This is a genomic window from Scandinavium lactucae (assembly GCF_033843265.1).
Taxonomy (GTDB): domain Bacteria; phylum Pseudomonadota; class Gammaproteobacteria; order Enterobacterales; family Enterobacteriaceae; genus Scandinavium; species Scandinavium lactucae.
Window position 1 is genome coordinate 124,607 of record NZ_JAWXRD010000040.1, and the last position, 25,819, is coordinate 150,425.

Genomic DNA, 25,819 nt, shown 5'->3' on the forward strand with positions numbered 1-25,819 from the left:
GTGACGCTGCCCGCGTTTGCGGGCAGCGAAGTTACGTCAGCAGCGACAGTGCTGATTACTGGTTGGCCAGCGCTTCGAGTTTGTCACGAAAACCGGTAACGGAGATCGCCCGGTTATCTGCCCGCCAGCGGTCTTTCGCCGCCGGGGCAGAGCTTTGCACGCCAATCAACTGCCAGCCATCGTCGGTTTTGATCATCAACGGCGAACCGCTGTCGCCCGGTAACGTATCGCACTGATGTGACAACACGGTGGTTTGCGCCCAGCCGGTCACCAGACAATTATTATGGGTGTACAGCGTATCCAGATGATCGAGCGGATAGCCGGATTGCGTCACCTGACGATCGGCGGTTTTCAGCGCGGCGGTCAGCGCATCTTTATCACCGGCAAACAGCGGCAGCGGAGTAATGCCTGACGGTGGATAACGTAAAACGATCAGGCCAAAATCCCACGGCGCGGCAGACGAGGGCACAATCCAGCCTTCACCGTCTGGTTTCAGACGTTTACCCAACGAGGGCTCAACCCGGCCTTCAATGCCATGAATTTCATAACGCCAGACACCTTTCTGCGAGACAAAGCGTAGCGCGACCGGCTTATCCAGCTTGCCGCGCGGCGGCGTCAGCAGACAATGTCCGGCGGTTAACGCCAGATGCGGCGAAATTAAGGTTGCGGTACACAAATTCCCGCTGGCGGTTTCCAGTTGGCCGATTGCATCCCACGGGGATTGCGTCGGATTGGTGACTTTGACGCGGTCATCATGGTTAAAAAATAGCGTCTTGAGATCTTTGGCACTGATGCCCGTCTCGTCGCTGTCTTCGTCAGCGTGGGTCAGGGGAGAAAAAAGGCAAACGGCTCCCAGTAAAACCACTGTGGATCTGCGCATAACACTCTCTGAAGGGGTAATTATGATTATAAAAAGGTAAACCCAATGAGATTACTATAGACGGGATGAATGAAAAGGGGGAGTAAAATCAGCGTGCTACACTCAGGATAAAAACAACCGGGTGGCTACCAGCGCACAGATTATCAGCAATAAAAGGATGAGCTCAAAACGATAGCGACGCAACATCATTGCTCTCCGTAAAAAAACGGCGCTGAAGTAGCGCCGATTTAGTATACAAAACCTTACTACCGACTGCGAACTTATGCAGCTGGCTGAGCGGCTGGTTTAGCAGCAGGTTGGGTGGTTGCTTTTTTGTGATGCTTTTTAGCGGCCTGCGCTTTCTGAGCTACGGCTGGTTTGGTTGCGGCTTTTTTGTGGTGCTTTTTAGCGGCCTGAGCTTTCTGCTCAACGGCTGGTTTGGTTGCGGCTTTTTTATGGTGCTTTTTGGCAGCCTGAGCTTTCTGTTCGGTTGCGGCTTTTTTGTGTTTCTTGTGATGAGTTGTTTTAGCCGGTGCAGCGTGAGTGGTTGCAGCAGGCGCAGCAGCCGGTGCGGTAGCAGCGGTATCAGCAGCGAAAGCGGCAGAAGACAGACCCATAGCAGCGGCAACAACCAGAGCTAATACTTTTTTCATTCTGAAATCCTCGAATTTGGTTTCTATGTTCAACCCCACTGCGGGGCCGTTGAAATGACTATATGCTTGTCTTATCGAGGTTTCCGTGGGTGATTGGTATCGGCGTGTAACCATATGTACAACCCGTATTATTGTCAGTAAAGCGAGCCCTGAGTCAGGGTCAGCAGATAGCTCATGTGGGTATCGTCGTTATGTAGCTTGGCCGCGGTTTGCAAAAGGTAAAGGGTGTTAATCAGGCTATCGGCTTGTGCCGCCGTGAATCTCGTCTTATAAAAATCATATCCCTTGTCGACATACATTTTCTCCATCCCGGAAAGGCGAATACTTTCGCTGGCACAATAGCGGCAGGAACTGTGCATGTTACTTGCTAATAAAGAGTAAACCGACATCGGGTTGTGCTCATCAAACAGTAGCCGGTAAATAGTGTAATATTGCCCAATACTGATAGGTTGATTAGTCATAATATTCCCCCATAGACGTTTTAGATAAATACGGTTACTGACTCAACAAGTTCCTTGACGATTTTCCCGGTGGCTTTAAATCCGTCGATTAAGTTTTGTCGCTGTTTCTGCTCGCAGGATTGATCACAATTGCCATTATAAATATTGATAATATCATCCTGAGATTTCCGTAGGTTTTCCAGGGCGCTGTTCTGCGGGAGTTGAGCATAGGCGGCGTAATCAATATCCTCGCCACATTTCACCTGAGTATATTTTTCTACCGGGAGTGTTCGACTCACAGTGGAAATACTGCTGAGTAGATTCTGATAATCCCGTTCAAAGTTGAGCGTGTCGCTATAACTCCGGCTGCGTCCAGCGGAAGAACTGATAACCATCGAATGTACCGCAGTCATATTTTTGCGCCAGTTGATGTATCGCCCGACCCGCAGATAGTTGCTTTTCTCCATCGCCACAATAGTGCACTGAATATTGTCCGCATTTTCTAAAATGACCGCCCGGGTCTGGGAGGCTTTGCGCTCCTCATCCTGAATGTTTTTGATGGCGGTATACAGTGACCGCGCACTCTGTTCCAGACCCTCATTCGCGGTCAGTTGTCCGGCCTCGCCCTGGGCAACCACTTGTTTTAAGTTCTGAACGGCTTTGTCAAAATAGCGTTGTTGCTGCCCCGGCGTGAGCGTTTTAGCCTCTACAAGGGCCGAAACGTAATGCAACAACGCCTCGAGAATTAAGGCTTCATCTTTTACCCATTGCGTATGGTCGAAAGCGGGGAGATCCAAGGGTGAGTCTGTTATTCGACCCTCGGTACAGAGTTTTCCCGCTGTATTGCTTGCATCAAGATAGATAACCGAGGTTTTTTCCAGTGATTGACTGAAACATTCCGGAGCAGAAGCATAAATAAACAGACGATAACTATTGGCGATGATCTGCTCGGAGCGTTGAAGTTGCCGAGTGGAGTCAATCGCTTTTTCTCCGGCAGCAATAAGGCTGTCAGAATATTGGTTTTCGGTTTGCGCGGCACACCCCGTCAGTAACCACACTGACAGTAATCCGGCAGTGAAACCTTTATACATAATGCCCCCAGGCGCAATATGGTCAGGGAAATAATCATTAGTGAATGGAATTGCTACAGGAATAGATCAATGCGTGGGGGATGTAATGTCTTATTTCATCACCAAACATAATAAGAATGTGGTGAGATAAATTGATGAGTTCCAAACGGCGCTATCACAGCGCCGTTTGGGTTGAGCAGAGGGTACGCTTATTCTGATAAATAGCGCGCGGTTAAATGCTCGCGGAAATAGCGGCTGGTGAGATCTTCGCCGGTGGCGTTGATGATAAGCTCCGAGGTGCTGTAGCGGCTGCCGTGCTGCCAGACGTTTTGTGACAGCCAGCCGAACAGCGGGCTAAAATTACCCTCGTTCAGATTACGGTCGAGATCCGGCAGCGCCTTGCGGGCGGCCTGGAACAGCTGCGCGGCGTACATCGCCCCGAGGGTGTAAGACGGGAAGTAGCCAAAGCCGCCGTCCGTCCAGTGAATATCCTGCATACAGCCGTTGCGGTAGTTGCCTTCGGTCGACAGCCCCAGATACTGCTGCATTTTCTCATTCCACAATCCCGGTATGTCATCTACTTCGATATCGCCATCAATCAACGCCCGTTCAATTTCATAGCGCAACATCACGTGCGCCGGATAGCTGACTTCGTCGGCATCGACGCGAATGAAACCGCGCTCAACGGTCTGGCTCCAGGCGACAAAGTTATCGAGGGTGAAGGCCGGTTGAGCGCCAAAACGCTGCTCGATATGCGGCAGGATCTGTTTCAGGAACGCGGCGCTGCGGCCAAGCTGCATCTCAAAGAACAGGCTTTGCGACTCATGCACACCCATCGAACGGGCGTGGGCGATCGGCTGGCCTGCCCACTGGCGGGGCAGGTTTTGCTCATAGCGGGCGTGACCGGTTTCGTGGATCACGCCGAACAGGGCGCTGAGCAGATCGTTTTCATCATAACGGGTGGTGATGCGCACATCCTCCGGCACGCCGCCGCAGAACGGATGGGTGCTGACGTCGAGGCGGCCACCGTCGAAATCAAAACCGAGCATCGTCATCGCCTGTAACCCTAGTTCGCGCTGTGATTCAGTCGGGAACGGGCCCTGCGGGTTAATCAGTGTGCGGTTGGCCTGTTTGTCGACCACGGTTTGCAGCAGATCCGGTAGCCAGCTTTTCAGGTCGGCGAACAGCACGTCAAGTCGTTGGCTGGTCATGCCTGGCTCGTAGATATCCAGCAGGGCATCGTAGCGCGAACCGCCGCTGGCTTCGGCGCGAATTTTCGCTTCCTCGCGGCTCAGGCGTACCACTTCTTTCAGATTCGGGGCAAATCCCTGCCAGTCATTATTTTTGCGCTGGGTACGCCAGGCGTGCTCGCAGCGGTTGCCTGCCAGCGATTTGGCTTCCACCAGGCTTTCCGGCAGCAGCGCCGCCTGATGATACGCGCGGGCCATTTCACGCAGGTTGGCGCGTTCGTCATCGCTCAGATTTTCCTGCTGAGCGGCTTCCAGCCATGATGCGATCTTTTTATCGGTCAGAATTTGATGTTGAAGTACGCCGAGCTCGGCCAGGGCTTCGCCACGGGCCTGACTTCCACCGGGTGGCATCATCGCCGCCATGTCCCAGCCCGCGATGGCGGAGAGGTGTGAAAAACGGGATAAACGCTGGAAGGTGCGGGTGAGTTGTTGATAGTTGTTATTAATCATTTTCCTGAATCCAGTTGGGTGACGACGAAATGTGAAAGAGAGCAAAAATAGCGGGTGGAATACCGATTATCCACCAAGCTATTCACTATCACAGGTCACAGCGTGCGGTAAATGATGAATCCGTTCATCTGGATGGGTGTATCAATGCAGGCGTTTATGCAGGCAACTGCCAGTGATAAGCGCCAGCACAAGCATTGACGCAATAAAGCCGCCAACACCGTTCCATCCCCAGTTATGCCAGAACACGCCGCCCAGGGTGCCGGCAAAACTTGAACCCAGATAGTAGCTGAATAAATACAGCGATGAGGCCTGACCGCGTGCGCGACGGGCGCGGGGGCCAATCCAACTGCTGGCCACGGAATGGGCGGCGAAGAACCCGGCGGAAAACAGCAGCATACCGATGAAAATCAACCACAGGGAAGAGAACAGCGTCAGCAGTAACCCCCCCAGCATCACCCCGGTAAAGCCGACCATTACCGGGCCACGACCGTAGCGTTGGGTCATCGCCCCGGCCTTCGGGGAGCTCCAGGTGCCAGTGAGATAGGCGACGGAAAGCAGACCGACCACCGCCTGGCTCAGCGACCAGGGTGACATCATTAGGCGATAGCCGATGTAGTTAAACAACGTCACGAACGCGCCCATCAGCAGAAAACCCTCGGCGAACAGTAGCGGCAGGCCTTTATCGCGCCAGTGCAGACGGAAGTTGATGAACAGCGATTTTGGGCGCAGCGAGGCAGGTTTAAAGTGGCGGGAGTCCGGCAGGATGCGCCAGAACATCAGCGCCGCGGCGAGGGCAAAGCAACCAATCATGGCAATGGCCACACGCCAGCCGAAGAAGTCGGTCATCACCCCGGTGATCAGCCGCCCGCTCATGCCGCCAATTGAGTTCCCGCTGATATATAACCCCATCGAAAAGGCGACAAAGCTCGGGTGAATTTCCTCGCTGAGATAGGTCATCCCGACCGCGGCCACGCCACTCAGCGACAGGCCGATCAGCGCGCGCATAATCAGAATGCCGTGCCAACTGGTCATCATCGTCGACAATAGCGTACAGCAGGACGCCAGCAGCAGAGCGGTGACCATCACCTGTTTACGACCAATAGCGTCGGACAGCGGCCCGGTAAACAGTAAACCGACCGCTAATAAGGCGGTTGAAACCGACAGGGAAATACTGGCGCTGGCAGGCGACACGCCAAACTCATGCGACAACACGGGGAGAATCGGTTGAACGCAATAGAGCAGGGCGAAGGTCGCCAGCCCGGCAGAGAACAGCGCCAGGGTGACGCGGATAAACTGCGGCGTACCGCGTTGGATAAACTGGCCCGGCGCGGGAAGACGGATCTCACTGACGTCACTGGCCGGGGGACTGTCAGCGGTGGTAGTACGGCTCACGGAAGGTTCCTTGTTAAAAAATCAGTTAACGGCTCCAGAGTAGGAAATTGTAAATATTCTGTCTAATATATTAATAATCTCAAATGAGTCGTTAAACATATGAATATTGAACTGCGACACCTGCGCTACTTCGTGGCGGTGGCCGAAGAGCTGCATTTCGGGCGCGCGGCGGCCAGGCTGAACATCTCCCAGCCACCGCTCAGCCAGCAAATTCAAATCCTCGAACAGCAGATTGGCGCTCGCCTGTTTGCCCGGACCAACCGCAGCGTTAGCCTGACCGCCGCCGGGAAGCAGTTTCTGGCCGATAGCCGTCAAATCCTGATTCAGGTTGACGATGCTGCCGCCCGTGCGGCTCGCCTGCATCAGGGAGAAACCGGTGAGCTGCGGATAGGCTTTACGTCGTCGGCCCCCTTTATTAAGGCGGTGTCCGATACGCTGTCGCGTTTTCGGCGGCAGTATCCAGATGTGCATATTCAGACCCGGGAGAGCAACACTCGCGAGCAGATCGCGCCGTTGAGCGAAGGCGCGCTGGATTTAGGACTGATGCGCAAAACGCAACTGCCGGATACCCTCGAATGGCAAGTTATCCTCCGCGAACCGCTGCTGGCAATGGTGCATCGCGATCATCCTCTGGCACAGCGGGAGTCGGTCACCCTGGCTGAGCTGGTGCTTGAGCCGCTGGTGTTCTTCGATCCGCACGTCGGCACCGGACTGTATGACGATATCCTTGGGCTGCTCAGACGCTTTGGTACTCCGGCCATCACCCAGGAAGTCGGCGAGGCGATGACCATTATCGGGTTGGTCTCCGCCGGGCTGGGCGTGTCGATCCTACCGGCCTCATTTAAGCGGGTGCAGCTCAATGAGATGCGCTGGTTGTCGATAAGTGATGAAGACGCGGTGTCGGAGATGTGGCTGGTATGGTCCCGGCATCATGAGCAAAGCCAGGCGGCGTTGCGTTTTCGCGAGCAGCTATTGGCGGCGGCAATGGTCGACTTTTTTGCCGAAAATACGCGAAAAAATGTGCGGTAAATCACAAGCCTAAGTAAAAATTTGACGCATTACGTAGAAGTGATTCACCATAGCAAAAGTTTATTTCGAAGCGCGAAAATAAGGGAGTCTTCGGTGGTAGCAGAAAGTCAGCCAGGGCATATCGATCAGATTAAGCAGACCAACGCAGGGGCGGTGTATCGCCTGATTGATCAGCTCGGCCCGGTGTCACGCATCGACCTTTCTCGCCTTGCGCAACTCGCGCCCGCCAGTATCACCAAAATCGTGCGTGAAATGCTGGAAGCCCATCTGGTACAGGAAACTGAAATTCAGGATCCGGGCAGTCGTGGACGTCCGGCGGTGGGGCTGATGGTCGAAACCGAAGCCTGGCACTATCTGTCGCTGCGCATCAGCCGGGGCGAAATTAATCTCGCCCTGCGCGATTTGAGCAGCAAATTGGTGGTTGAAGAAGAGCAGACCTTAGCCCTGGTGGATGATAAGCCGTTCCTCGACCGGGTCATCGAGCACATCGATCGTTTCTTTATCCGCCACCAGCAAAAGCTGGAGCGTTTAACCTCCATTGCCATCACCCTCCCGGGCATAATTGATACTGAAAACGGTATCATCCACCGTATGCCGTTTTACGATGACGTGAAAGACGTGGCGCTCGGCGAAGCGCTGGAATCGCGCACCGGGGTGCCGGTTTATCTGCAACACGATATCAGCGCCTGGACCATGGCTGAGGCCTTGTTTGGCGCGTCACGCGGCGCGCGGGATGTGATCCAGGTGGTTATCGATCATAACGTTGGCGCAGGAGTGATAACCGACGGGCGTTTACTGCACGCGGGCAGCAGCAGCCTGGTGGAAATCGGTCACACGCAGGTCGATCCTTACGGCAAGCGCTGCTATTGCGGGAATCACGGCTGTCTGGAAACGATCGCAAGCGTTGAGAGCGTGCTGGAACTGGCGCAGGTGCGCATGAAGCAGTCCATGAGTTCGATGCTGCACCAACAACCGCTCACGGTGGAATGGCTGTGCCAGGCGGCATTGCAGGGCGATTTATTAGCCAAAGATATCATTAGCGGGGTAGGGACTCACGTGGGTCGCATTTTGGCGATCATGGTCAATTTATTTAATCCGCAAAAAATTCTTATCGGTTCGCCCTTTAATCAGGCGGCGGATATCCTTTTTCCGGCCATCAGCGCCTGTATTCGTCAGCAGTCGCTGCCCGCCTACAGCAAGCATATCAGCGTAGAAGGCACGCAGTTCCTTAACCGTGGCACCATGACCGGCGCGGCGTTAGTCAAGGATGCCCTCTATAACGGGCAACTGTTAATCAAGCTGTTGCAAGGGTAACAAATACGGATTGTTAAGCCAAAAATTGCGCTAACTCAAGCCGCCTTTTCAGGCGTTCACGTAAACTCTCCACACTTTTGAATTATCACCCTGATTTATATATTCACCGTCAAAGCTGTGGAGTGAAACATGCTTAAGCGTTTCTTTATTACAGGTACGGATACCTCTGTTGGCAAGACGGTGGTATCACGCGCCCTGTTGCAGGCGCTCGCCGCCAGCGGCAAAAGTGTGGCAGGCTACAAGCCCGTCGCCAAAGGCAGCAAGGAAACGCCTGATGGACTGCGCAATAAAGACGCGCTGGTTCTGCAAAGTGTTACCACCCCTGAACTTCCTTATAGTGCCATCAACCCTATCGCCCTGAGCGAAGAGGAAAGTAGCGTGGCGCACAGTGGTCTGATTAACTATTCGTTATTGTCCAAAGGTCTGGCTGAACTCAGCGCCTGTGTCGATCATGTGGTTATCGAAGGGACTGGCGGCTGGCGCAGCCTGATGAACGATCTGCGTCCGCTCTCGGAGTGGGTGGTGCAGGAACAATTGCCGGTGGTGATGGTGGTCGGGATTCAGGAAGGCTGTATCAATCACGCCTTGCTGACCGCCCAGGCGATTGCCAACGACGGTCTGCCGTTGGTGGGATGGGTGGCTAACCGCATCAACCCGGGCCTGGCCCATTACGCCGAAATCATCGACGTGTTGAGCAAAAAGCTGCCCGCGCCGCTGGTGGGTGAGCTCCCGTATCTGCCCCGCGCCGAGCAGCGTGACCTCAGTCAGTATATCGATTTAACCATGTTCGGCGACGTGCTGGCGGTAGACCGAGTCCTGGCGTAAGGTCCGCGATAACACCGAAGCGACCACGCAGGAAATCAATAAGCCGGGCAGGAGCGTATACTGTCCGGTCATTTCGCAAATCATCAGGGTCGACATAATCGGCGCATGGGTCGTCGCCGCTAACAAGGTCGCCATCCCCGTCAGCCCCATCAGCACCGCCATCTCGTCGCCGTCCGGCAGCCATATTCCCCAAAATCGGGCGAACAGCATTCCCACCGCCAGGCCGACAAACAGCGTCGGTGTAAATACTCCGCCCGGCGCGCCCGATCCGCTGCTCGCCAGCACCGCCAGTAATTTACACATGAACACCCCACCAATCACCGCAAACAGCGGCGGCGTCAGCAGATAGTTTTGCACCACGCTGTAGCCATTGCCCCACACCGCGGGGGTCAGCAGCGACAGCAGGCCAACGATTAATCCACCCAGCGCCAGCTGCCAGGGCGGGGAGAGTTTGAGGCGCAGAAAAAGCGAATGCGTGGCACCCATCAGCCAGACAAACAGCGGCCCGCACAGCCCGGCCAGCAAACCCGTGGCCAGCATCAGACCGTAGCCGCTGGCGCTGTGCGGGGCCTCGACGTGGACGATATACAGTAACGCCGGGCCACCGCTCATTAAATTGGTCATCAGCAGGGCGACCACTGCCGCCACCACCACCGGCGCAAGCGAGGCCAGCATTAACGTCCCAAACAGGATTTCGGCGATAAACAAGCTACCCGCCAGCGGGGCGTGATAGGCGCTGGCCATTCCGGCGGCGGCTCCGCAGGCAATCCACAGTTTCCATTCCGCTTTGGGGGTGAAACGTTTGGCGAAGAACGACGCGGCGAGGGCGGCGAGCAGGATCATCGCCCCTTCGCGGCCAATGGCACTCCCGCTGACCACCACCAGCAACGACGCCAACGATTTGACCAGGCTCGAACCGTAGTCAAACTGACCGTCGCCCGTTTCCAGAGCCTCCATATAATCGGTCGGGGCCTGGGGCCGCTGGCGGGTATAACGCTGCCAGCCCCACAGCAGAAGACCCGCCGCCAGCCCGCCCAGTGCAGGCGTCAGCAGGCGTCGCCATCCGGGCAGTTGGCTCGCCGCATTGACCAGGCTGCCGCTGTCATTGCTCAGCAAAATGCTTTCGAGCAGGAACATGGCGTGACGAAACACCGCCACGGCCAGAGCGGCAAGAATACCGACAATCGTCGCAATCAGCAGGCGGCGAAACATCGCCTGAATGTCCGGATATGAATGGAGACGGTGCATGGTTTTTCACGGTTTTCAGAGTGATACCGTATTGTGCGAGGAAATCGGGGCGTTGGCAAAAAACAATCACAAAAATCCCCCTCGGGCGAGGGGGCGTGGTGATTAATCCGCCGGATGAATATTCAGTGCGCGGCGGGTACGGCCTGAACTCAGGTAGTCGGCGATATAGTCCTGGGAAATTTCACCGTTGTAACGGCCTTCCTCATCGACGATCGGCATCCAGCTGGTATTGCTCTCATACAGTTTCGACAGCACCACACGCAGGTTGTCTTCAGCCTTGCCTGTCACGCGGAATGGGTGCAGCAGGTCAGCACAGCTGCCGGAAGCATGGCGCGCTTCGCGACGCTTCACAAAGCCGAGCGGTTTCCCGTCGTTATCCACCACGGTAATGGCGCGGATATCGTGATCGTCCATGGTCGCGAAGGCCTCCGGCAGGGCGGTATCACGTTTGACGGTGATCGTCGGCTGCTGGTCGGTCACGTCCCCGGCAGAGACCAGCAGCAAGCGTTTCAGCGTGCGGTCCTGCCCGACAAACGAACCGACAAATTCATTCGCCGGTTTCGCCAGCAGTTCGTCCGGGCTGGCGCACTGCACAATGCGTCCCTGTCGGAACACGGCAATACGGTCCCCGAGCTTTAGTGCTTCATCGATATCGTGGCTCACCAGCATCACGGTTTTCTTCAGCTGGCGCTGCATTTCCAGGAATTGATTCTGGATAACCTCACGGTTAATCGGGTCGACCGCACCGAAGGGTTCATCCATCAGCAGTACCGGAGGATCCGCCGCCAGCGCGCGGATCACCCCGATGCGCTGCTGCTGACCGCCGGACATCTCTTTCGGATAACGATTAAGGAATTTTTTTGGATCCATCGCCACCATGTCCATCAGCTCTTCGGCGCGGGTTTTGTAACGGGCTTTATCCCAGCCGAGCATCCGTGGCACCACGGTAATGTTTTCCTCAATGGTCATATTGGGGAATAGGCCAATCTGCTGGATAACGTAGCCGATATTGCGACGCAGACTGACGGTGTCCATCTCGCTGGTGTCCTGGCCGTTAATCAGGATTTTCCCACTGCTGGACGGGATCAGGCGGTTAATCATTTTCAGGGTGGTGGTTTTCCCACAGCCTGATGGCCCCAGCAGGACGCACATTTCGCCTTCCGGCACGTTGAGATTCACGTTATCGACCGCCTTAAAGCTCTGGCCGTTCTTTTGTGTAAATTCTTTGGTCAGATTTTCTAACTTTATCATTATCGAATCCCCTTTGGTGTCAGGACAATCTGCAGTCGGTGCAGCAACCAGTCGAGCACAATAGCCAGCAGGCAAATCATCAGCGCCCCGGCAATTAACATACGAATATCACTCCCGCCGATACCGTTGAGCAGCAGCAGGCCCAGGCCGCCCGCGCCGATCACTGCGGCAATGGCCATCACGCCGATATTCATCACTACGGCGGTACGGATCCCACCAAAAATAACCGGCAGCGCCATCGGAATTTCCACCCAGCGCAGACGCTGCCAGAAGGTCATGCCAATTCCGCGTCCGGCTTCACGCAGCCCCGGCGGCAGGCTGTCGAGCGCGGTGTGGGTGTTGCGCACAATCGGCAGCAGGGAGTAGAGAAACACCGCGGTAATAGCGGGCAGGGCACCAATACCCTGACCGATCAGCGAAAACAGCGGGATCATCAGGCCGAACAGCGCGATGGAAGGGATGGTCAACAAAATGGTGGTCAGTCCGAGGACAGGCGTTGCCAGCCATTTGTGCCGCACAATCAAAATACCCATTGGCACGCCGATAATAATCGCTAGCCCGACGGCGAGCAGCACCAACCAAAGATGCTGCCAGGTCAGGGTTGCCAGATAACTCCAGTTATCCATCATGTAGTGAATCGTTTCCATGGCTCCCCCTTAAACCATGCCTTTGCTGCGCAGGAAGTCCTGCGCAACCTGCTGCGGCGACTGGTGATCGATATCTACGCGCTTATTCAGCTCGGTAATCACCTCGTTATTGAGCAACCCGGAAAGCGTATTCAGCGCCTCGTCCAGACCCGGATTGGCCTCCAGCGTGTCCTTACGCACCACCGGCGTGACGGCGTAGCTTGGGAAGAAGCCTTTATCATCTTTCAACACTTTCAGGTCGAAGCCTTTCACCCGACCATCGGTGGTGTAAATCAGCCCGGCATCAACAAAACCGTCACGCACGGCGTTGTACACCAGACCCGGGTCCATCTGGCGAATTTGCGGTCGGTCGAGTGGCATCTGATAGGTCTGCTGCAACGGCTTCATGCCGTCGCTGCGTCCGGAAAACTCCAGATCCAGCCCCAGCAGCCAGTTATTTTTCGGGTCGGTCTGACGGATGTGTTCGATTTTTTCCACCAGTTCGGACAGGGTATTGATGTTCTCTGCCTCGGCGCGTTTACGCTGCATCGCGAAGGCATAGGTGTTATTCATCTCCGCGGGTTTGAGCCACACCAGACCGTGCTTCGCGTCGAGACGTTTTACCGTTTCGTAAGATTCCTCGGGCGACATGCGCTTGTTGATATGGTTGAAGATGATGAGTGAGGTGCCGGTGTACTCCCAGGTCATATCAATTTGCTTATTGATCATCGCGTTTCGCGAAATCACCGTCGCAATATTGGTTTGGGGCTGCACCTGGAATCCTTTCTTGCGCAGATACTGCACGGTCATGGCGGACAAAATATGCTGCTCGGTAAAACTCTTGGTTGCCAGAATCAGCGGGGCGGCATGTGCCTGACCGGCAACCAGAGCCAGCGCCGCGGCGGCGACAAACAGACGGGTAAATCGTCTCATGTAATGCTCCTTGTTGTTGTTATTCGGCAGTATGCGGACTGAGTAAGCGTCCCAGCCCGGCGAGCAGCGTGTCGAGGATCAGGGCAAACAGGGCGGTGGCTACCGCGCCGAGGATCAGCGTCGGGAAGTCGTTAAGATAAATACCCGGGAAAATCAGCTCGCCGTAACTGCTGGCACCAATTAAAAAAGCCAGCGGGGCGGTACCGACGTTGATGGCTGTGGCGATGCGGATCCCTGACATCATCACCGGCCAGGCGTTAGGGAGCTCCACCTGAATCAAACGCTGCCATTTGGTCATGCCGATCCCTTTCGCCGCCTCCAGCAGTGAACCCGGCACCGAGCACAGTCCGGCGTAGGTGTTACGCACAATGGGCAGCAGGGAGGCGAGGAACAGCGCCACAATCGCCGGTTTATCACCGATGCCCACCACCACCATGGCCAGCGCCAACACGGCCAGCGGCGGGAGGGTGTTGCCGATGTTGAAAATTTGCATCACGTATTCGGCGACACCGCGGGCAGCCGGACGGCTGAGCAGAATGCCGCTGGGAATGCCGACCAGCAGGGCGAAGAACATTGAGGAAAACACCAGAATCAGGTGCTGTTGTCCGAGATAGACTAAATCGACCTGTCGAGCACGAAGCGTGTCCAGACCGATTTCCCACGTGAGTAATGCCAGGACCGCGATAATCGCGCCAATGAATAACAGCGCGCGGGTCAGTAAAGAGGTGTGCATTGCAGTGTATCTCCCTGTTTGCATGCTTATTGCTGTCGTGATTAGCTGTTGTTATGCCATGTTCCGGCAGGGTCTCAGACCTATAGCAAGGGGTTGGGAAGGATTCCAGAAACAGGGGCAAAAAAATGGGGGCGTCAGGAAATGTAAATAAGGTGTTACGCCTTATAACGTAACGGCTGGACAGGCAGGGGCAAGAATTGTCTTAAATTGATAAAGTTAAAGTGACGGTGTCACAAATATAAAGTTTGCAGGTGCCTGAAATCAGAGTTAATTCACCCGCCGGGCGACGGGTGATCAGGGATTAACGATAAAGTTTTTTCTCTGCTACCGGGAACACTAATTCGGTTTGCCAGAATGCCAGCGTCTGCTGCGCTAATTCACCCAGTGAGCGGTAGAACGGATGTTCAGCGTGAGCAATAAACTCCTCGAGGAAACGGCCCGACCACGGCAACAGATGCCAACCGAGCAGCTCCTGCCAGGCATTGTCGTGGTTGTTCTCTTTGAGCCACGCCGCGAGCATCAGCAGGGTGCCAAAGTGGTCTTCCGGCTCATTTTGCCCGGCATCAAAAGCGATGCCGTTTTCCCGCATCCACTCGCGCAGGGCCAGGGTAGAGTCACCGAACAGCACGTTTTCACGGTCTAGCCACACTGACCCCCACGGTGGAGCGGGCAGCGCGTACGGGCCAACGAACAGGCGCTGGTAGGCCTCACCGAGTGACTCTTGAGACTCGGCCTGGAAGCTTTCGACTAATTCTTCTTTGAACGGAATAGATTCAGGCCATTGCTGCGCCCAGCTGCCGTCCCGGAAGGCGGCAACCAGCGGGGCGATGTTGTCGCTCTGCGGGTCATAGTAGAACAGCCCGCCGAGAATGCGGCCAGTGATGGCGATGGCTTCAACGAATCGCGGTTGATTCATAATAGTTTCCTTGCTGCGGCGCGAATTAACACGCCCGTTATTTTCTATTTTCCGCCCGGTAGCGCGACGCTTACCGGGCCTACGGTGAATTTGTCGCTACACCTTCTCGATTTGAACCAGATTGGTGTGCTGTGGATTACCTTTCGCCAGCGGAGACGGGCGATGGCTGGTGAGGGTGTTAATGCACGACCCATGATCAATGCGGTCACCGCTCATACTGGCATCGTGCCACGCTCCCTGGCCCATCGCGCTGACGCCTGGCATGATGCGCGGCGTGACTTTCGCCTCAATGCGCAACTCGCCGCGATCGTTGTAGACCCTGACCATATCGCCATTTTTGATACCCCGCTTCGCGGCATCCATCGGGTTGAGCCACACTTCCTGACGACAGGCGGCTTTCAGCACATCGACGTTGCCGTAGCTGGAGTGGGTGCGCGCTTTATAGTGGAAACCGAACAGCTGGAGCGGGAACTCGCTGCGCTGTGGCGCATCCCAACCGTCAAAGGTCGAGGCATATATCGGCAGCGGGCTGATGGTGTCGTCTGGTTGCAGCTCCCAACTGCTGGCAATGTCTGCCAGCTTCGTCGAGTAAATCTCAATTTTACCCGACGGCGTTTTCAGCGGATGAGCCTGCGGATCGTTGCGGAAATCCTTATAGGCGACGAAATGGCCGTTCGGATCCTTGCGTTTGTATAATCCCATCGCTTTCACCGCCTCATACGACGGAAGCTGCGGGTCTTTGGCGACCATTTTAGCGTACAGGTACTGCAGCCATTCCGCCTGGGTGCGGCCTTCGGTAAATTTCTGCTGCACGTCAGCACCGAGGCGTTTTGCCACTTCGCTTAAAATCCAGTAAATCGGTTTGCGCTCGAACTTCGGACTCGTGGCGGGTTGAATGAAAATCAGATATCCCATATTCCCGGCGTAATCGTTCGGAATAATGTCTTCCTGTTCGACGGTCATCAGGTCCGGCAGCAGCAAATCAGCGTATTTCGCTGAGGCGGTCATAAAGTTTTCAATGACCACAATCATCTCGCACTTCGTATCATCCTGCAGGATGTCGTGGGTGCGGTTGATCTGCGAATGCTGGTTGATAATCGTGTTGCCCGCATAGTTCCAGATAAATTTGATCGGCACGTCGAGCTTGTCTTTCCCGCGCACGCCGTCGCGGGTGGCGGTCATTTCCGCGCCGCGCTCGATGGCATCGGTCCAGGTGAAACAGGAGATGGCGGTTTTTACCGGATTTTCCAGCACCGGCATACGTTCGATGGTGATGGTGTAGGTTGATTCACGCGCGCCGCTGTTACCACCGTTCACGCCGACGTTGCCGGTCAGGATCGGCAACATGGCAATCGCGCGGGCGGTGAGTTCGCCGTTCGCCTGGCGCTGTGGGCCCCAGCCCTGGCAAATATATGCCGGTTTCGCAGTTCCTATCTCACGCGCCAGCTTGATGATTTTATCTGCCGGGATGCCGGTGATGCGCGATGCCCACGCCGGGGTTTTTGCGGTGGCATCGTCTCCCTGGCCGAGAATATAGGCTTTGTAATGCCCGTTGGCCGGGGCACCTTCCGGCAGCGTTTTCTCGTCGTAACCGACACAGTATTTGTCGAGGAACGGCTGGTCGACAAGGTTTTCGTCAATCAGCACCCAAGCGATACCGGCGACCAGTGCGGCGTCCGTGCCTGGACGAATCGGCACCCATTCATCTTCGCGTCCGGCGGCGGTGTCGGTGTAACGCGGGTCAATGACGACCATCCGCGCGTTGGAGCGTTCGCGTGCCTGTTCCAGATAATACGTAATTCCGCCACCGCTCATGCGCGTTTCAGCCGGATTGTTGCCAAACATCACCACCAGTTTGCTGTTCTCGATATCCGAGGTACTGTTGCCGTCATTAGAGCCGTAGGTGTAGGGCATGGCGCAGGCAATTTGTGCGGTGCTGTAGGTACCGTATTGGTTGAGCGAGCCGCCATAACAGTTCATCAGACGTGCGACTAACGAGGCCGAAGGTGAGGAGCGGGTTATATTGCCGCCGACAATGCCGGAGGTATAGTTAATGTACACCGCTTCATTACCGTACTCTTTGACCACGTGTTTCAGGCTGTCGGTCAGTATGTCCAGCGCTTCGGGCCAACTGATGCGTTCGAACTTGCCTTCCCCGCGTTTACCCACCCGTTTCATCGGGTAGTTCAGGCGTTCCGGGTGGTTAATACGCCGACGGATAGAGCGGCCGCGCAAGCAGGCGCGAACCTGGTGATCGCCATAGATATCATCGCCAGTATTGTCGGTTTCAACCCAATACACTTCATTATCGCGCACGTGAAGACGCAGCGCGCAGCGGCTCCCGCAGTTAACGGAACATGCGCCCCAGACCACTTTATCGTCCGGTTTCGTCGCCTGCTGTACGGCAGCGGCTGCGCTTTTGAGGGTGAAAGGCAGAGACATACCGCTCGCGGCAAGGGCAAGGGAACCAATGGCAGAGGATTTGATTAGAGCCCGGCGGCTGATCCCACTCGGGTGGTCGTGCTGTTCATGTTCAGACATCGCTCACTCCATCTTTTTAGTTATGTAGCCGGACGCGGTGACCCTGGCTTTTGATGGAAGGATGTTACTTATTTCGACCCAGGGAGATATTATCTCCGGTCAAGCCAGAGATAATATCTTTCGTGTGAAGGCGTTTTACTGCTGATCGTTGCCGTTGCGGGTGTAGAGAATTTTAAAGGTGTCGTTGGCGCAGTGCCCGACGACCTGAGCATCCGGTCTGTCGGCCTGATCGTTCGGCACGATATCCAGCGTAAAACCGGATTCCGGCACGCCGTTGTTAACGATCTTCTGCTGGATGTCGTCCTTCACGCGCTCGCAGGACTCCGGAGTCGCCGCAAACGCAGGCATCGCGCCCGCCAGCATCAGTGCACATAGCCATTGCGTCTTTTTCATCTGCATCTCCTTATCGCTTTGGATTGCTATCGTGAGATAAAAGCATAGCACTCATAGTGTAAATCGCTGTATTTGCTAATATGATTGAGAAAATTCTACCGTGAAGGACAGTCTGTGAAGAAACTGCTGTTTGTGATGCCGCTGATAAGCGTGCTCACCGCTTGTGATAACGCCTCAGTGCCGGCTGCCTTTACGCCGGAAATGGCGAGCTTTTCCAACGAGTTCGATTTTGATCCGCTGCGCGGCCCGGTTAAAGATTTCAGCCAAACGCTGATGAATGAAAAGGGCGAAGTGACCAAACGCGTCAGCGCCCGACTCTCGCAGGAAGGCTGTTTTGATTTGCTGGAATTGCACGATGTGGAAAACAACTCCGGTGCGACGCTGGTGCTCGATGCCAATTATTACGTTGATGGCACCACTGAGCAAAAACGTATTCTGCTGCAGGGCAAGTGCCAGTTGGCGGGGATACCTGCCGCTGGAGTGACATGGGATACCGACGATAACGGATTTGTGATAGCGTCCCATGGTAAAGATTTCAGCGTCGATTATCGCTACGACAGCGAAGGCTATCCGTTGGGGAAAACCTCAACCAGTGGCAACGAAACGCTGAAAATTATCGCATCCCCACCAAAAGATCCGCGAAAAAAACTCGATTACACGGCGGTCAGCCTGCTGAATGACAAAAACATCGGCAATGTGGCACAACGCTGTGACTACGACCGACACGACAACCCGCTGAGCTGCACTTTACAGATCGTGGATGACAGTGCAAAGCCGCCTGTCACCCGGCATTACACCATCAAAAATACCATCGAATATTACTGAGCCGTAGGCTTCAGTAAGCTATGGCCTTTGCGTTCCGGCAGATATTGATGCTGGAACAGGCACATCCGAATGGTATTGCGGTATTCACCGTTGATGAAAAACTCATGGATGAGTTCGCCTTCCACCTGAAAACCGAGTTTGCGATAGATATGAATCGCTTTCTCGTTTTCCTTATCGACAATCAGATACAGCTTGTACAGGTTCAACACGTTAAACCCGTAGTCCATTGCCAGCATCGCGGCTTTGGTGGCCAGACCTTTGCCTTGATAATCCGGGGAGATGATGATTTGGAATTCGGCGCGGCGGTGAACATGGTTAATTTCCACTAATTCCACCAGGCCTGCTTTTTCGCCGTCGCACTCGATAACAAAGCGGCGCTCGCTCTGATCGTGAATATGCTTATCGTAAAGGTCAGAGAGTTCAACGAACGCTTCGTACGGCTCTTCGAACCAGTAACGCATCACGCTGGCGTTGTTATCCAGCTGATGAACAAAGCGTAGATCCTCGCGTTCCAGCGGGCGCAGCTTAACGGTATAAGCATTGGGCATGTGATTTCCTTATTGGTGTATGCAGGTGTTGCGGGGAAGCAGGGTGCCAGACGGCACCCGGGGGTTACGGAATGAGAGGCCGGCCAGTTTTTCTATCGAGACAGCGCAGGGTATTAGGTTCCCAGTACGCGTTCAGATTGGCACTTTGCTCACATTTGTCGCGGCTATCAAAGGCGACGTCGGTCTTATCCCACTCTTTTTCAGCGCGGGTATTCACTTTCTGACGAAGGGAACGGGTATCGTTCCACTGCTCCTTGTCCATCGCCGCATTTTGTCTGCTCTGCGCGCCGTCACCAGACTCAATGATGAGCTTGCTGGTGTCCGCAGAGGCAGTCGCGGTGTACACGATGGCACCCAGCGTCAGCATTGCCGTCAGGCACAGGCGTTTGCTCAGGGTCACTTTCATGGCTGTTTCCTTTAGGGTGAAAAAACGGTAAACCCACGCGCGCAGTTTACCACCAACTCCCCGGCAGGGAATAGCCATGCGTCAATACCGGTTCAACAGGCACCGCTGAGGGTGGTTTTATAAATGCGAACCGCCTCGTTCACATCATTGGTTTTAACGGAGTTGCTTTTCATTCCGTTGATATAGATGTCGTAGCCGTCGTCGCTCAAACGAAACACAATGGTGTTGCCGCGAAAGCGAATGACCTTATCTTTCACGCCAATACCCTGTCGGCGTAATACCATCTTCGCCATTCTGTCGATACTCATGATACTGCACCTCAATGGCCACGTAACTGTCACAAAGAAAGCGATTCTCACTGGATTAAGATTAATTTATCCTTAAGAACTTTGCTGACAACCGCCAGAAATAATCGTTCATGTTGAAAACCAGTTTGTTGTTTTTTGCCACTGCGCTTTGCGAAATCATCGGCTGCTACTTACCGTGGCTGTGGCTGAAACGTGGGGCAACGGTGTGGCTGTTGTTACCCGCCGGACTTTCTCTGGCTTTGTTCGTCTGGCTGTTAACGCTACATCCGGCCGCGAGCGGGCGAGTGTATGCCGCGTATGGCGGGGTGTACGTCGCTACCGCACTGCTGTGGCTACGCTATGTCGATGGCGTGCGACTCAGCGTCTATGACTGGGCGGGAGCCGCCGTAGCGCTGTGCGGGATGTTGATCATCGTGGCGGGCTGGGGGCGGGGCTGACCGTCATTTCATCTCCGAGATCCTCACACGGTCGTTGTGGGGGATTCTACTGAATGTTTCTAAAGTGTGATCCTAAAGCTTTTTCCTGTTAACACTTCTTGTATGGTAGTAGCCGAATTGACTCATTTGGAGTGTTTATGGCTATTGATGTGGTGGAAAAAGCAGCGCTAACAAAGCCTGCGAGAATAAAAACGATTCAGACGGTGACGCTGGCACTGCTGTTTATCGCCGGGATCGTCAACTTCTTAGACCGTTCGTCGCTGAGCGTTGCGGGCGAGGCGATTCGCGGTGAGCTGGGATTATCGGCTACCGAGTTTGGCGTGCTGCTGTCGGCGTTCTCGCTTTCCTATGGTTTTTCGCAACTGCCTGCGGGGATCCTGCTGGACCGTTTTGGACCACGGCTGGTACTGGGGGCAGGGCTGATATTTTGGTCCGCGATGCAAGCGCTAACCGGAATGGTGAACTCCTTCAGTCATTTTATCTGGTTGCGTATCGGGCTGGGTATCGGCGAAGCGCCGTTTATGCCTGCGGGCGTAAAGTCGATCAGCGACTGGTACGTGCAGAAGGAGCGCGGCACGGCGCTGGGGATTTTTAACTCTTCCACGGTGATTGGCCAGGCCATCGCGCCGCCTGCACTGGTGGTGATGCAACTGGCCTGGGGCTGGCGAACCATGTTTGTGGTGATTGGTCTGGCGGGGATTATCGTCGGTATTTGTTGGTATGCGTGGTATCGCAACCGCGCCCAGTTCAGCCTGAACGATACCGAGCGTGAATATCTTTCGGCACCGGTCACCGCGAAACCCAAACTGGCATTCAGCGAATGGTTAGCGCTGTTTAAACGCCGCACCACTTGGGGAATGATCCTCGGGTTCTCCGGGGTGAACTACACCGGCTGGCTGTATATCGCCTGGCTGCCGGGCTATTTGCAGGCCGAGCAGGGTTTCAGCCTGGCAAAAACCGGCTGGGTGGCGGCAATCCCATTCCTCGCGGCAGCGGTGGGCATGTGGACGAACGGACTGGTGGTCGATGCCCTGGCTCGGCGCGGCTTCGATCTGGCTAAAACGCGCAAAACGGCGATTGTGCTGGGCTTGATCCTCTCGGCGCTCGGCACGCTGCTGGTGGTGCAATCTTCCACCCCGACGCAGGCGGTAGCATTTATTTCGATGGCGCTGTTCTGCGTCCATTTCGCCGGAACCTCCGCGTGGGGGCTGGTGCAGGTGATGGTGGCTGAAACCAAAGTGGCCTCGGTAGCGGCTATTCAGAACTTCGGCAGCTTTGTGTTCGCCTCCTTTGCGCCGATTGTCACCGGTTGGGTCGTCGACACCACGCACTCGTTTAATCTGGCGCTGGTGATCGCCGCCTGCGTCACCTTTACCGGGGCACTGTGCTACTTCTTCATCGTCAAAGACCGCATCGAATAACGCTTTCATACCTCTCTTGACTGCCCGGTCAGCCTCGCGCTGCCGGGCAAACTCCCATGTTACCACTTTGATAAATTCTGTGATCGGCTGGGCTTTTTTCGATCAATATACTTGTATGGTAGTTAGGTGTGGGCGTAGATTTGCCCCATCAACGATGAGACGTAAGGACTGAAAATGAAGATTGTTGCCGCAGACGTATTTGTCACTTGCCCGGGGCGTAACTTTGTCACCCTGAAAATTACCACTGAAGATGGTCTAACCGGCCTTGGCGATGCCACGCTGAACGGGCGCGAGCTGTCGGTGGCATCGTATTTGAAAGATCATCTCTGCCCACAGCTGATTGGACGAGATGCGCACCGTATCGAAGACATCTGGCAGTTCTTCTATAAAGGCGCGTACTGGCGTCGCGGCCCGGTCACCATGTCGGCGATTTCAGCGATCGATATGGCGCTGTGGGATATCAAAGCCAAAGCCGCCAATATGCCGCTGTATCAGCTGCTCGGCGGCGCGTCCCGGGAAGGGGTGATGGTCTATTGCCACACCACCGGGCACACCATCGACGAAGTGCTGGACGACTACGCCCGCCACAAAGAGATGGGTTTTAAAGCCATTCGCGTCCAGTGCGGCGTACCGGGAATGAAAACCACCTACGGCATGGCGAAGGGCAAAGGTCAGGCCTATGAGCCTGCTACCAAAGGCCAGTGGCCGGAAGAACAGCTCTGGTCGACGGAAAAATACCTCGATTTCACCCCAACCCTGTTTGAAAAAGTACGTGACAAATTTGGCTTCAACGAACACCTCCTGCATGACATGCACCATCGTCTGACCCCAATAGAAGCCGCGCGTTTTGGCAAAAGCATTGAAGATTACCGCCTGTTCTGGATGGAAGATCCGACCCCGGCGGAAAACCAGGAGTGCTTCCGTCTGATTCGCCAACACACCGTTACCCCGATTGCGGTGGGTGAAGTGTTCAACAGCATCTGGGACTGTAAGCAGCTGATTGAAGAACAGCTCATCGACTACATCCGCACCACCATTACCCACGCGGGCGGGATCACCGGGATGCGGCGCATTGCTGATTTTGCCTCGCTGTATCAGGTGCGTACCGGTTCGCACGGGCCATCAGACTTGTCACCAGTGTGCATGGCAGCGGCGCTGCATTTCGATCTGTGGGTGCCGAATTTTGGCGTTCAGGAATACATGGGCTATTCGGAACAAATGCTGGACGTGTTCCCGCATAACTGGACCTTTGATAACGGCTATATGCATCCAGGTGACAAGCCAGGCCTCGGCATTGAGTTCGATGAAAAGCTGGCCGCCAAATATCCGTACGATCCGGCGTATCTCCCGGTGGCGCGCCTGGAAGATGGCACGCTGTGGAACTGGTAAGGAGTCTTTCGATGAAAAGCATAGTGATTCGCCAGCCTAATGAGCTGGTGATAGAAGACCGCGACATCCCGCAGCCCGCCGTGGGCGAAGTGCGGGTGAAGGTCAAACTGGCTGGGATCTGCGGTTCGGACAGCCATATTTATCGTGGGCACAACCCGTTCGCCAAATACCCGCGCGTTATCGGCCATGAGTTTTTCGGCGTGATTGACGCAGTTGGGGAAGGGGTGAGCGATGCCCGCCTCGGCGAGCGCGTCAGCGTCGACCCGGTGATCAGCTGCGGCGAGTGCTATCCGTGTTCTATCGGCAAACCGAACGTCTGCACCTCGCTGGTAGTACTGGGCGTACATCGCGATGGCGGATTCAGTGAATACGCGGTAGTGCCTGCGGGCAATGCCTGGACCATCCCGGACAGCATCGAAGACAAGCACGCGGTGATGGTTGAACCATTCACCATCGCGGCGAATGTCACCGGGCAGGCGCAACCGATCGAGCAGGACGTGGCGCTGATTTACGGTGCCGGGCCGATGGGCCTGGTGACCGTCCAGGCGCTGAAGGGCGTTTATAAGGTCAAACAGGTGATTGTCGTCGACCGCATTGCCGAACGACTGGCGATGGCCGAACGCTGCGGCGCTGACTGGACCTTTGATAACAGCAGCCAGTCATTGCAGACCGCACTGGAAGAAAAAGGCATCAGGCCGACGCTGATTGTCGATGCCGCCTGTCATCCGTCGATATTGCAGGAGGCCGTCAATCTGGCATCACCCGCCGGGCGCATCGTGCTAATGGGCTTCTCCAGCGATCCGTCGCAGGTGGCGCAGCAGGGGATCACCGGTAAAGAGCTGACTGTCTACTCCTCACGCCTGAACGCCAATAAATTCCCGGTGGTGATCGACTGGCTGAAAAAGGGGCTGATTGACCCGGATAAGCTCATCACCCACGTGATGGATTACCGGCACGTCAGCGATGCCATCGAACGTTTTGAGAAAGACCAAAAGCACTGCTGCAAGGTCCTGTTGACCTTCGCAGTTTAGAAAAATAAAAGCGCGAGTGAGTGGTCCGCACCTTACATTCAGAGATAACGACTATGACGCAACATCAACCTGTACGAAGCACCAAAGATCTGGTCCGCGCCGCCGTATCCGGCTGGTTAGGTACGGCGCTGGAGTTTATGGATTTCCAGCTCTATTCCCTTGGCGCGGCGCTGGTATTCCATGAGATTTTCTTCCCCGAGCAGTCGGCGGCGATGGCGCTGATCCTGGCGATGGGTACCTACGGCGCGGGCTATATCGCGCGTATCGTCGGGGCGTTTATCTTCGGCAAAATGGGTGACCGGATTGGCCGTAAAAAGGTGCTGTTTATCACCATCACCATGATGGGGATTTGCACCACTCTGATAGGTGTCCTGCCAACCTACGCCCAGATTGGGATCTTTGCGCCGGTGCTGCTGGTCACCCTGCGTATCGTGCAGGGGCTGGGCGCGGGGGCAGAAATCTCTGGGGCCGGAACGATGCTGGCAGAATATGCACCCAAAGGGAAACGCGGCATTATCTCCTCGCTGGTTGCCATGGGCACCAACTGCGGCACGCTTAGCGCCACGGCTATTTGGGCGGTAATGTTCTTCTTGCTCGACCGGGAATCACTCGTAGCCTGGGGCTGGCGCGTGCCGTTCCTGGCAAGCGTAGTGGTGATGATTTTCGCCATCTGGCTGCGTCTGAATCTTAAAGAGAGCCCGGTGTTTGAAAAGGTCAGCGAGAGCGGGGCGGTTGCCAGTGCGGCAGTCGCCGACGAGACATCGCTGGGGGCAATGTTCCGCAGTAAAACGTTCTGGCTGGCGACCGGGCTGCGCTTTGGTCAGGCCGGTAACTCAGGGCTGATTCAGACGTTCCTCGCTGGTTATCTGGTGCAGACGCTCCTGTTCGATAAGGCTATCCCGACCGATGCGTTGATGATCAGTTCCGTGATCGGTTTTATCACCATCCCGCTGCTGGGCTGGCTGTCAGACAAATTTGGTCGCCGTTTGCCGTACATTATCCTCAATATCTCGGCCATCATCCTCGCGTATCCGATGCTGGCGATCATTGTCGATAAAAGCTACAGCGCCAGTACCATCATGCTGAGCCTGATAGTCATCCATAACGTGGCAGTACTCGGGCTGTTTGCCCTGGAAAACATCACCATGGCGGAAATGTTCGGCTCGCGAAATCGCTTTACCCGCATGGCGATTGCCAAAGAAGCGGGCGGCCTGGTGGCGGTGGGCTTTGGTCCCTTGCTGGCAGGCATCTTCTGCAACGTAACCGGCAGCTGGTGGCCGATGGTGGCGATGGTTATCTGCTATTCGGTGATTGGCCTGGTGTCGGCGATATTAATGCCAGAAGTCTGCGACCGCGACCTGAGTTTGCCGCAGGATGCCGCCGAACGCGCAGCGGCTACCGCTGATTCACGGCTGGGGCAATATAGCTAAAGGCAACCGTGTGGCAGCCAGAGTCTGATAAGGCTGTCACACAACTTTCATTTCATGTCATACCACTTGCACAGAAATTAATGCAAATCAAAGTTCGGGGC

The 25,819-nt window shown here is 55.3% G+C and carries 27 protein-coding genes; 9 read left to right on the forward strand and 18 right to left on the reverse strand.

The annotated features are described in order from the left end of the window. Positions 1-55: 55 nt before the first annotated feature. The 7 genes from SIK69_RS18290 to ynfM all read right to left on the reverse strand — a co-directional run bounded on the left by SIK69_RS18290 (position 56) and on the right by ynfM (position 6,114). Positions 56-880, reverse strand: a complete 825-nt coding sequence (locus SIK69_RS18290; RefSeq protein WP_319630433.1) for a trypsin-like serine peptidase — start codon at positions 878-880, stop codon at positions 56-58. 102 nt (positions 881-982) lie between these two features. Beyond that, positions 983-1,069, reverse strand: coding sequence for a small membrane protein YdgU (gene ydgU, locus SIK69_RS23015; protein WP_510466310.1), 87 nt, complete (start codon positions 1,067-1,069; stop codon positions 983-985). 71 nt (positions 1,070-1,140) lie between these two features. Beyond that, the gene (gene asr, locus SIK69_RS18295; RefSeq protein WP_319630432.1) at positions 1,141-1,512 is read right to left on the reverse strand and encodes an acid resistance repetitive basic protein Asr; all 372 of its coding nucleotides are present in this window, start codon (positions 1,510-1,512) and stop codon (positions 1,141-1,143) included. 134 nt (positions 1,513-1,646) lie between these two features. Further along, positions 1,647-1,973, reverse strand: coding sequence for a hypothetical protein (locus SIK69_RS18300; RefSeq protein ID WP_319630431.1), 327 nt, complete (start codon positions 1,971-1,973; stop codon positions 1,647-1,649). A 20-nt stretch (positions 1,974-1,993) separates the two neighbouring features. Continuing rightward, the gene (locus SIK69_RS18305; protein WP_319786729.1) at positions 1,994-3,043 is read right to left on the reverse strand and encodes a hypothetical protein; all 1,050 of its coding nucleotides are present in this window, start codon (positions 3,041-3,043) and stop codon (positions 1,994-1,996) included. Positions 3,044-3,231: 188 nt separating this feature from the next. Further along, positions 3,232-4,722, reverse strand: a complete 1,491-nt coding sequence (locus SIK69_RS18310; RefSeq protein ID WP_319786730.1) for a carboxypeptidase M32 — start codon at positions 4,720-4,722, stop codon at positions 3,232-3,234. 141 nt (positions 4,723-4,863) lie between these two features. Beyond that, positions 4,864-6,114, reverse strand: a complete 1,251-nt coding sequence (gene ynfM / locus SIK69_RS18315; RefSeq protein WP_319630428.1) for a multidrug efflux MFS transporter YnfM/SxtP(Kp) — start codon at positions 6,112-6,114, stop codon at positions 4,864-4,866. Between the two features lie 99 nt (positions 6,115-6,213). On the opposite strand from ynfM, the gene ynfL reads away from it, so the two are divergent. The 3 genes from ynfL (at position 6,214) to bioD (ending at position 9,282) form a co-directional block, all read left to right on the forward strand. Next, positions 6,214-7,143 (forward strand): multidrug efflux transcriptional activator YnfL/SxtR(Kp), encoded by a 930-nt coding sequence (ynfL, locus tag SIK69_RS18320; RefSeq protein WP_319786731.1) that lies wholly within the window; start codon positions 6,214-6,216, stop codon positions 7,141-7,143. A gap of 93 nt (positions 7,144-7,236) precedes the next feature. After that, on the forward strand, positions 7,237-8,457 hold the full coding sequence (gene mlc / locus SIK69_RS18325) for a sugar metabolism global transcriptional regulator Mlc (RefSeq protein WP_319630426.1): 1,221 nt from the start codon (positions 7,237-7,239) through the stop codon (positions 8,455-8,457). A gap of 129 nt (positions 8,458-8,586) precedes the next feature. Further along, complete coding sequence (bioD, locus tag SIK69_RS18330) at positions 8,587-9,282, forward strand: dethiobiotin synthase (RefSeq protein WP_319630425.1); 696 nt, start codon at positions 8,587-8,589, stop codon at positions 9,280-9,282. Here the strand turns inward: bioD and clcB are convergent. The 8 genes from clcB to SIK69_RS18370 all read right to left on the reverse strand — a co-directional run bounded on the left by clcB (position 9,235) and on the right by SIK69_RS18370 (position 17,923). After that, the gene (clcB, locus tag SIK69_RS18335) at positions 9,235-10,530 is read right to left on the reverse strand and encodes a voltage-gated ClC-type chloride channel ClcB (protein ID WP_319786732.1); all 1,296 of its coding nucleotides are present in this window, start codon (positions 10,528-10,530) and stop codon (positions 9,235-9,237) included. The two genes, bioD and clcB, sit on opposite strands and share 48 nt — an antisense overlap. 102 nt (positions 10,531-10,632) lie before the next feature. Next, complete coding sequence (gene osmV / locus SIK69_RS18340) at positions 10,633-11,781, reverse strand: osmoprotectant ABC transporter ATP-binding protein OsmV (RefSeq protein WP_319630423.1); 1,149 nt, start codon at positions 11,779-11,781, stop codon at positions 10,633-10,635. Beyond that, on the reverse strand, positions 11,781-12,428 hold the full coding sequence (gene osmW / locus SIK69_RS18345) for an osmoprotectant ABC transporter permease OsmW (protein WP_319630422.1): 648 nt from the start codon (positions 12,426-12,428) through the stop codon (positions 11,781-11,783). Before osmW ends, osmV begins: the two co-directional genes overlap by 1 nt. 9 nt (positions 12,429-12,437) lie before the next feature. Continuing rightward, a complete protein-coding gene (osmX, locus tag SIK69_RS18350; RefSeq protein ID WP_319630421.1) occupies positions 12,438-13,340 on the reverse strand; it encodes an osmoprotectant ABC transporter substrate-binding protein OsmX in 903 nt (300 codons plus the stop codon). Between the two features lie 19 nt (positions 13,341-13,359). Beyond that, complete coding sequence (gene osmY / locus SIK69_RS18355) at positions 13,360-14,073, reverse strand: osmoprotectant ABC transporter permease OsmY (RefSeq protein WP_319786733.1); 714 nt, start codon at positions 14,071-14,073, stop codon at positions 13,360-13,362. Between the two features lie 301 nt (positions 14,074-14,374). Continuing rightward, positions 14,375-14,989: a Tat proofreading chaperone DmsD gene (gene dmsD, locus SIK69_RS18360; RefSeq protein ID WP_319630419.1), complete on the reverse strand. Its 615-nt coding sequence runs from the start codon at positions 14,987-14,989 to the stop codon at positions 14,375-14,377. A gap of 96 nt (positions 14,990-15,085) precedes the next feature. Beyond that, positions 15,086-17,530 (reverse strand): selenate/tellurate reductase subunit YnfE, encoded by a 2,445-nt coding sequence (gene ynfE, locus SIK69_RS18365; RefSeq protein WP_319786734.1) that lies wholly within the window; start codon positions 17,528-17,530, stop codon positions 15,086-15,088. Between the two features lie 135 nt (positions 17,531-17,665). Beyond that, positions 17,666-17,923, reverse strand: a complete 258-nt coding sequence (locus tag SIK69_RS18370; protein ID WP_319786735.1) for a DUF1161 domain-containing protein — start codon at positions 17,921-17,923, stop codon at positions 17,666-17,668. Positions 17,924-18,037: 114 nt separating this feature from the next. Between SIK69_RS18370 and SIK69_RS18375 the strand changes: the two genes are divergently transcribed. Then, a complete protein-coding gene (locus SIK69_RS18375) occupies positions 18,038-18,748 on the forward strand; it encodes a YnfC family lipoprotein (RefSeq protein WP_319630416.1) in 711 nt (236 codons plus the stop codon). Here SIK69_RS18375 and speG read toward each other — a convergent pair. From speG to SIK69_RS18390, 3 genes are all read right to left on the reverse strand, one after another. Next, positions 18,742-19,296 carry a spermidine N1-acetyltransferase gene (speG, locus tag SIK69_RS18380; protein WP_319630415.1) on the reverse strand — a complete coding sequence of 185 codons (555 nt, stop codon included), beginning with the start codon at positions 19,294-19,296 and terminating at the stop codon, positions 18,742-18,744. The genes SIK69_RS18375 and speG overlap by 7 nt on opposite strands. 64 nt (positions 19,297-19,360) lie before the next feature. Beyond that, the gene (locus SIK69_RS18385) at positions 19,361-19,702 is read right to left on the reverse strand and encodes a DUF1283 family protein (protein ID WP_319786736.1); all 342 of its coding nucleotides are present in this window, start codon (positions 19,700-19,702) and stop codon (positions 19,361-19,363) included. Between the two features lie 92 nt (positions 19,703-19,794). Further along, the gene (locus tag SIK69_RS18390; RefSeq protein ID WP_319786737.1) at positions 19,795-20,010 is read right to left on the reverse strand and encodes a hypothetical protein; all 216 of its coding nucleotides are present in this window, start codon (positions 20,008-20,010) and stop codon (positions 19,795-19,797) included. A gap of 110 nt (positions 20,011-20,120) precedes the next feature. On the opposite strand from SIK69_RS18390, the gene SIK69_RS18395 reads away from it, so the two are divergent. The 5 genes from SIK69_RS18395 to SIK69_RS18415 all read left to right on the forward strand — a co-directional run bounded on the left by SIK69_RS18395 (position 20,121) and on the right by SIK69_RS18415 (position 25,718). Beyond that, entirely contained in the window at positions 20,121-20,447 is a 327-nt protein-coding gene (locus SIK69_RS18395) for a YnfA family protein (protein WP_319786738.1), read from the forward strand. Between the two features lie 137 nt (positions 20,448-20,584). After that, positions 20,585-21,868 carry an MFS transporter gene (locus SIK69_RS18400; protein ID WP_319786739.1) on the forward strand — a complete coding sequence of 428 codons (1,284 nt, stop codon included), beginning with the start codon at positions 20,585-20,587 and terminating at the stop codon, positions 21,866-21,868. A gap of 174 nt (positions 21,869-22,042) precedes the next feature. Beyond that, a complete protein-coding gene (gene rspA / locus SIK69_RS18405) occupies positions 22,043-23,257 on the forward strand; it encodes a starvation-sensing protein RspA (protein ID WP_319786740.1) in 1,215 nt (404 codons plus the stop codon). 11 nt (positions 23,258-23,268) lie between these two features. After that, a complete protein-coding gene (locus SIK69_RS18410) occupies positions 23,269-24,288 on the forward strand; it encodes a Zn-dependent oxidoreductase (protein WP_319786741.1) in 1,020 nt (339 codons plus the stop codon). Positions 24,289-24,341: 53 nt separating this feature from the next. After that, positions 24,342-25,718 carry an MFS transporter gene (locus tag SIK69_RS18415; RefSeq protein WP_319630408.1) on the forward strand — a complete coding sequence of 459 codons (1,377 nt, stop codon included), beginning with the start codon at positions 24,342-24,344 and terminating at the stop codon, positions 25,716-25,718. Positions 25,719-25,819 lie beyond the last annotated feature (101 nt).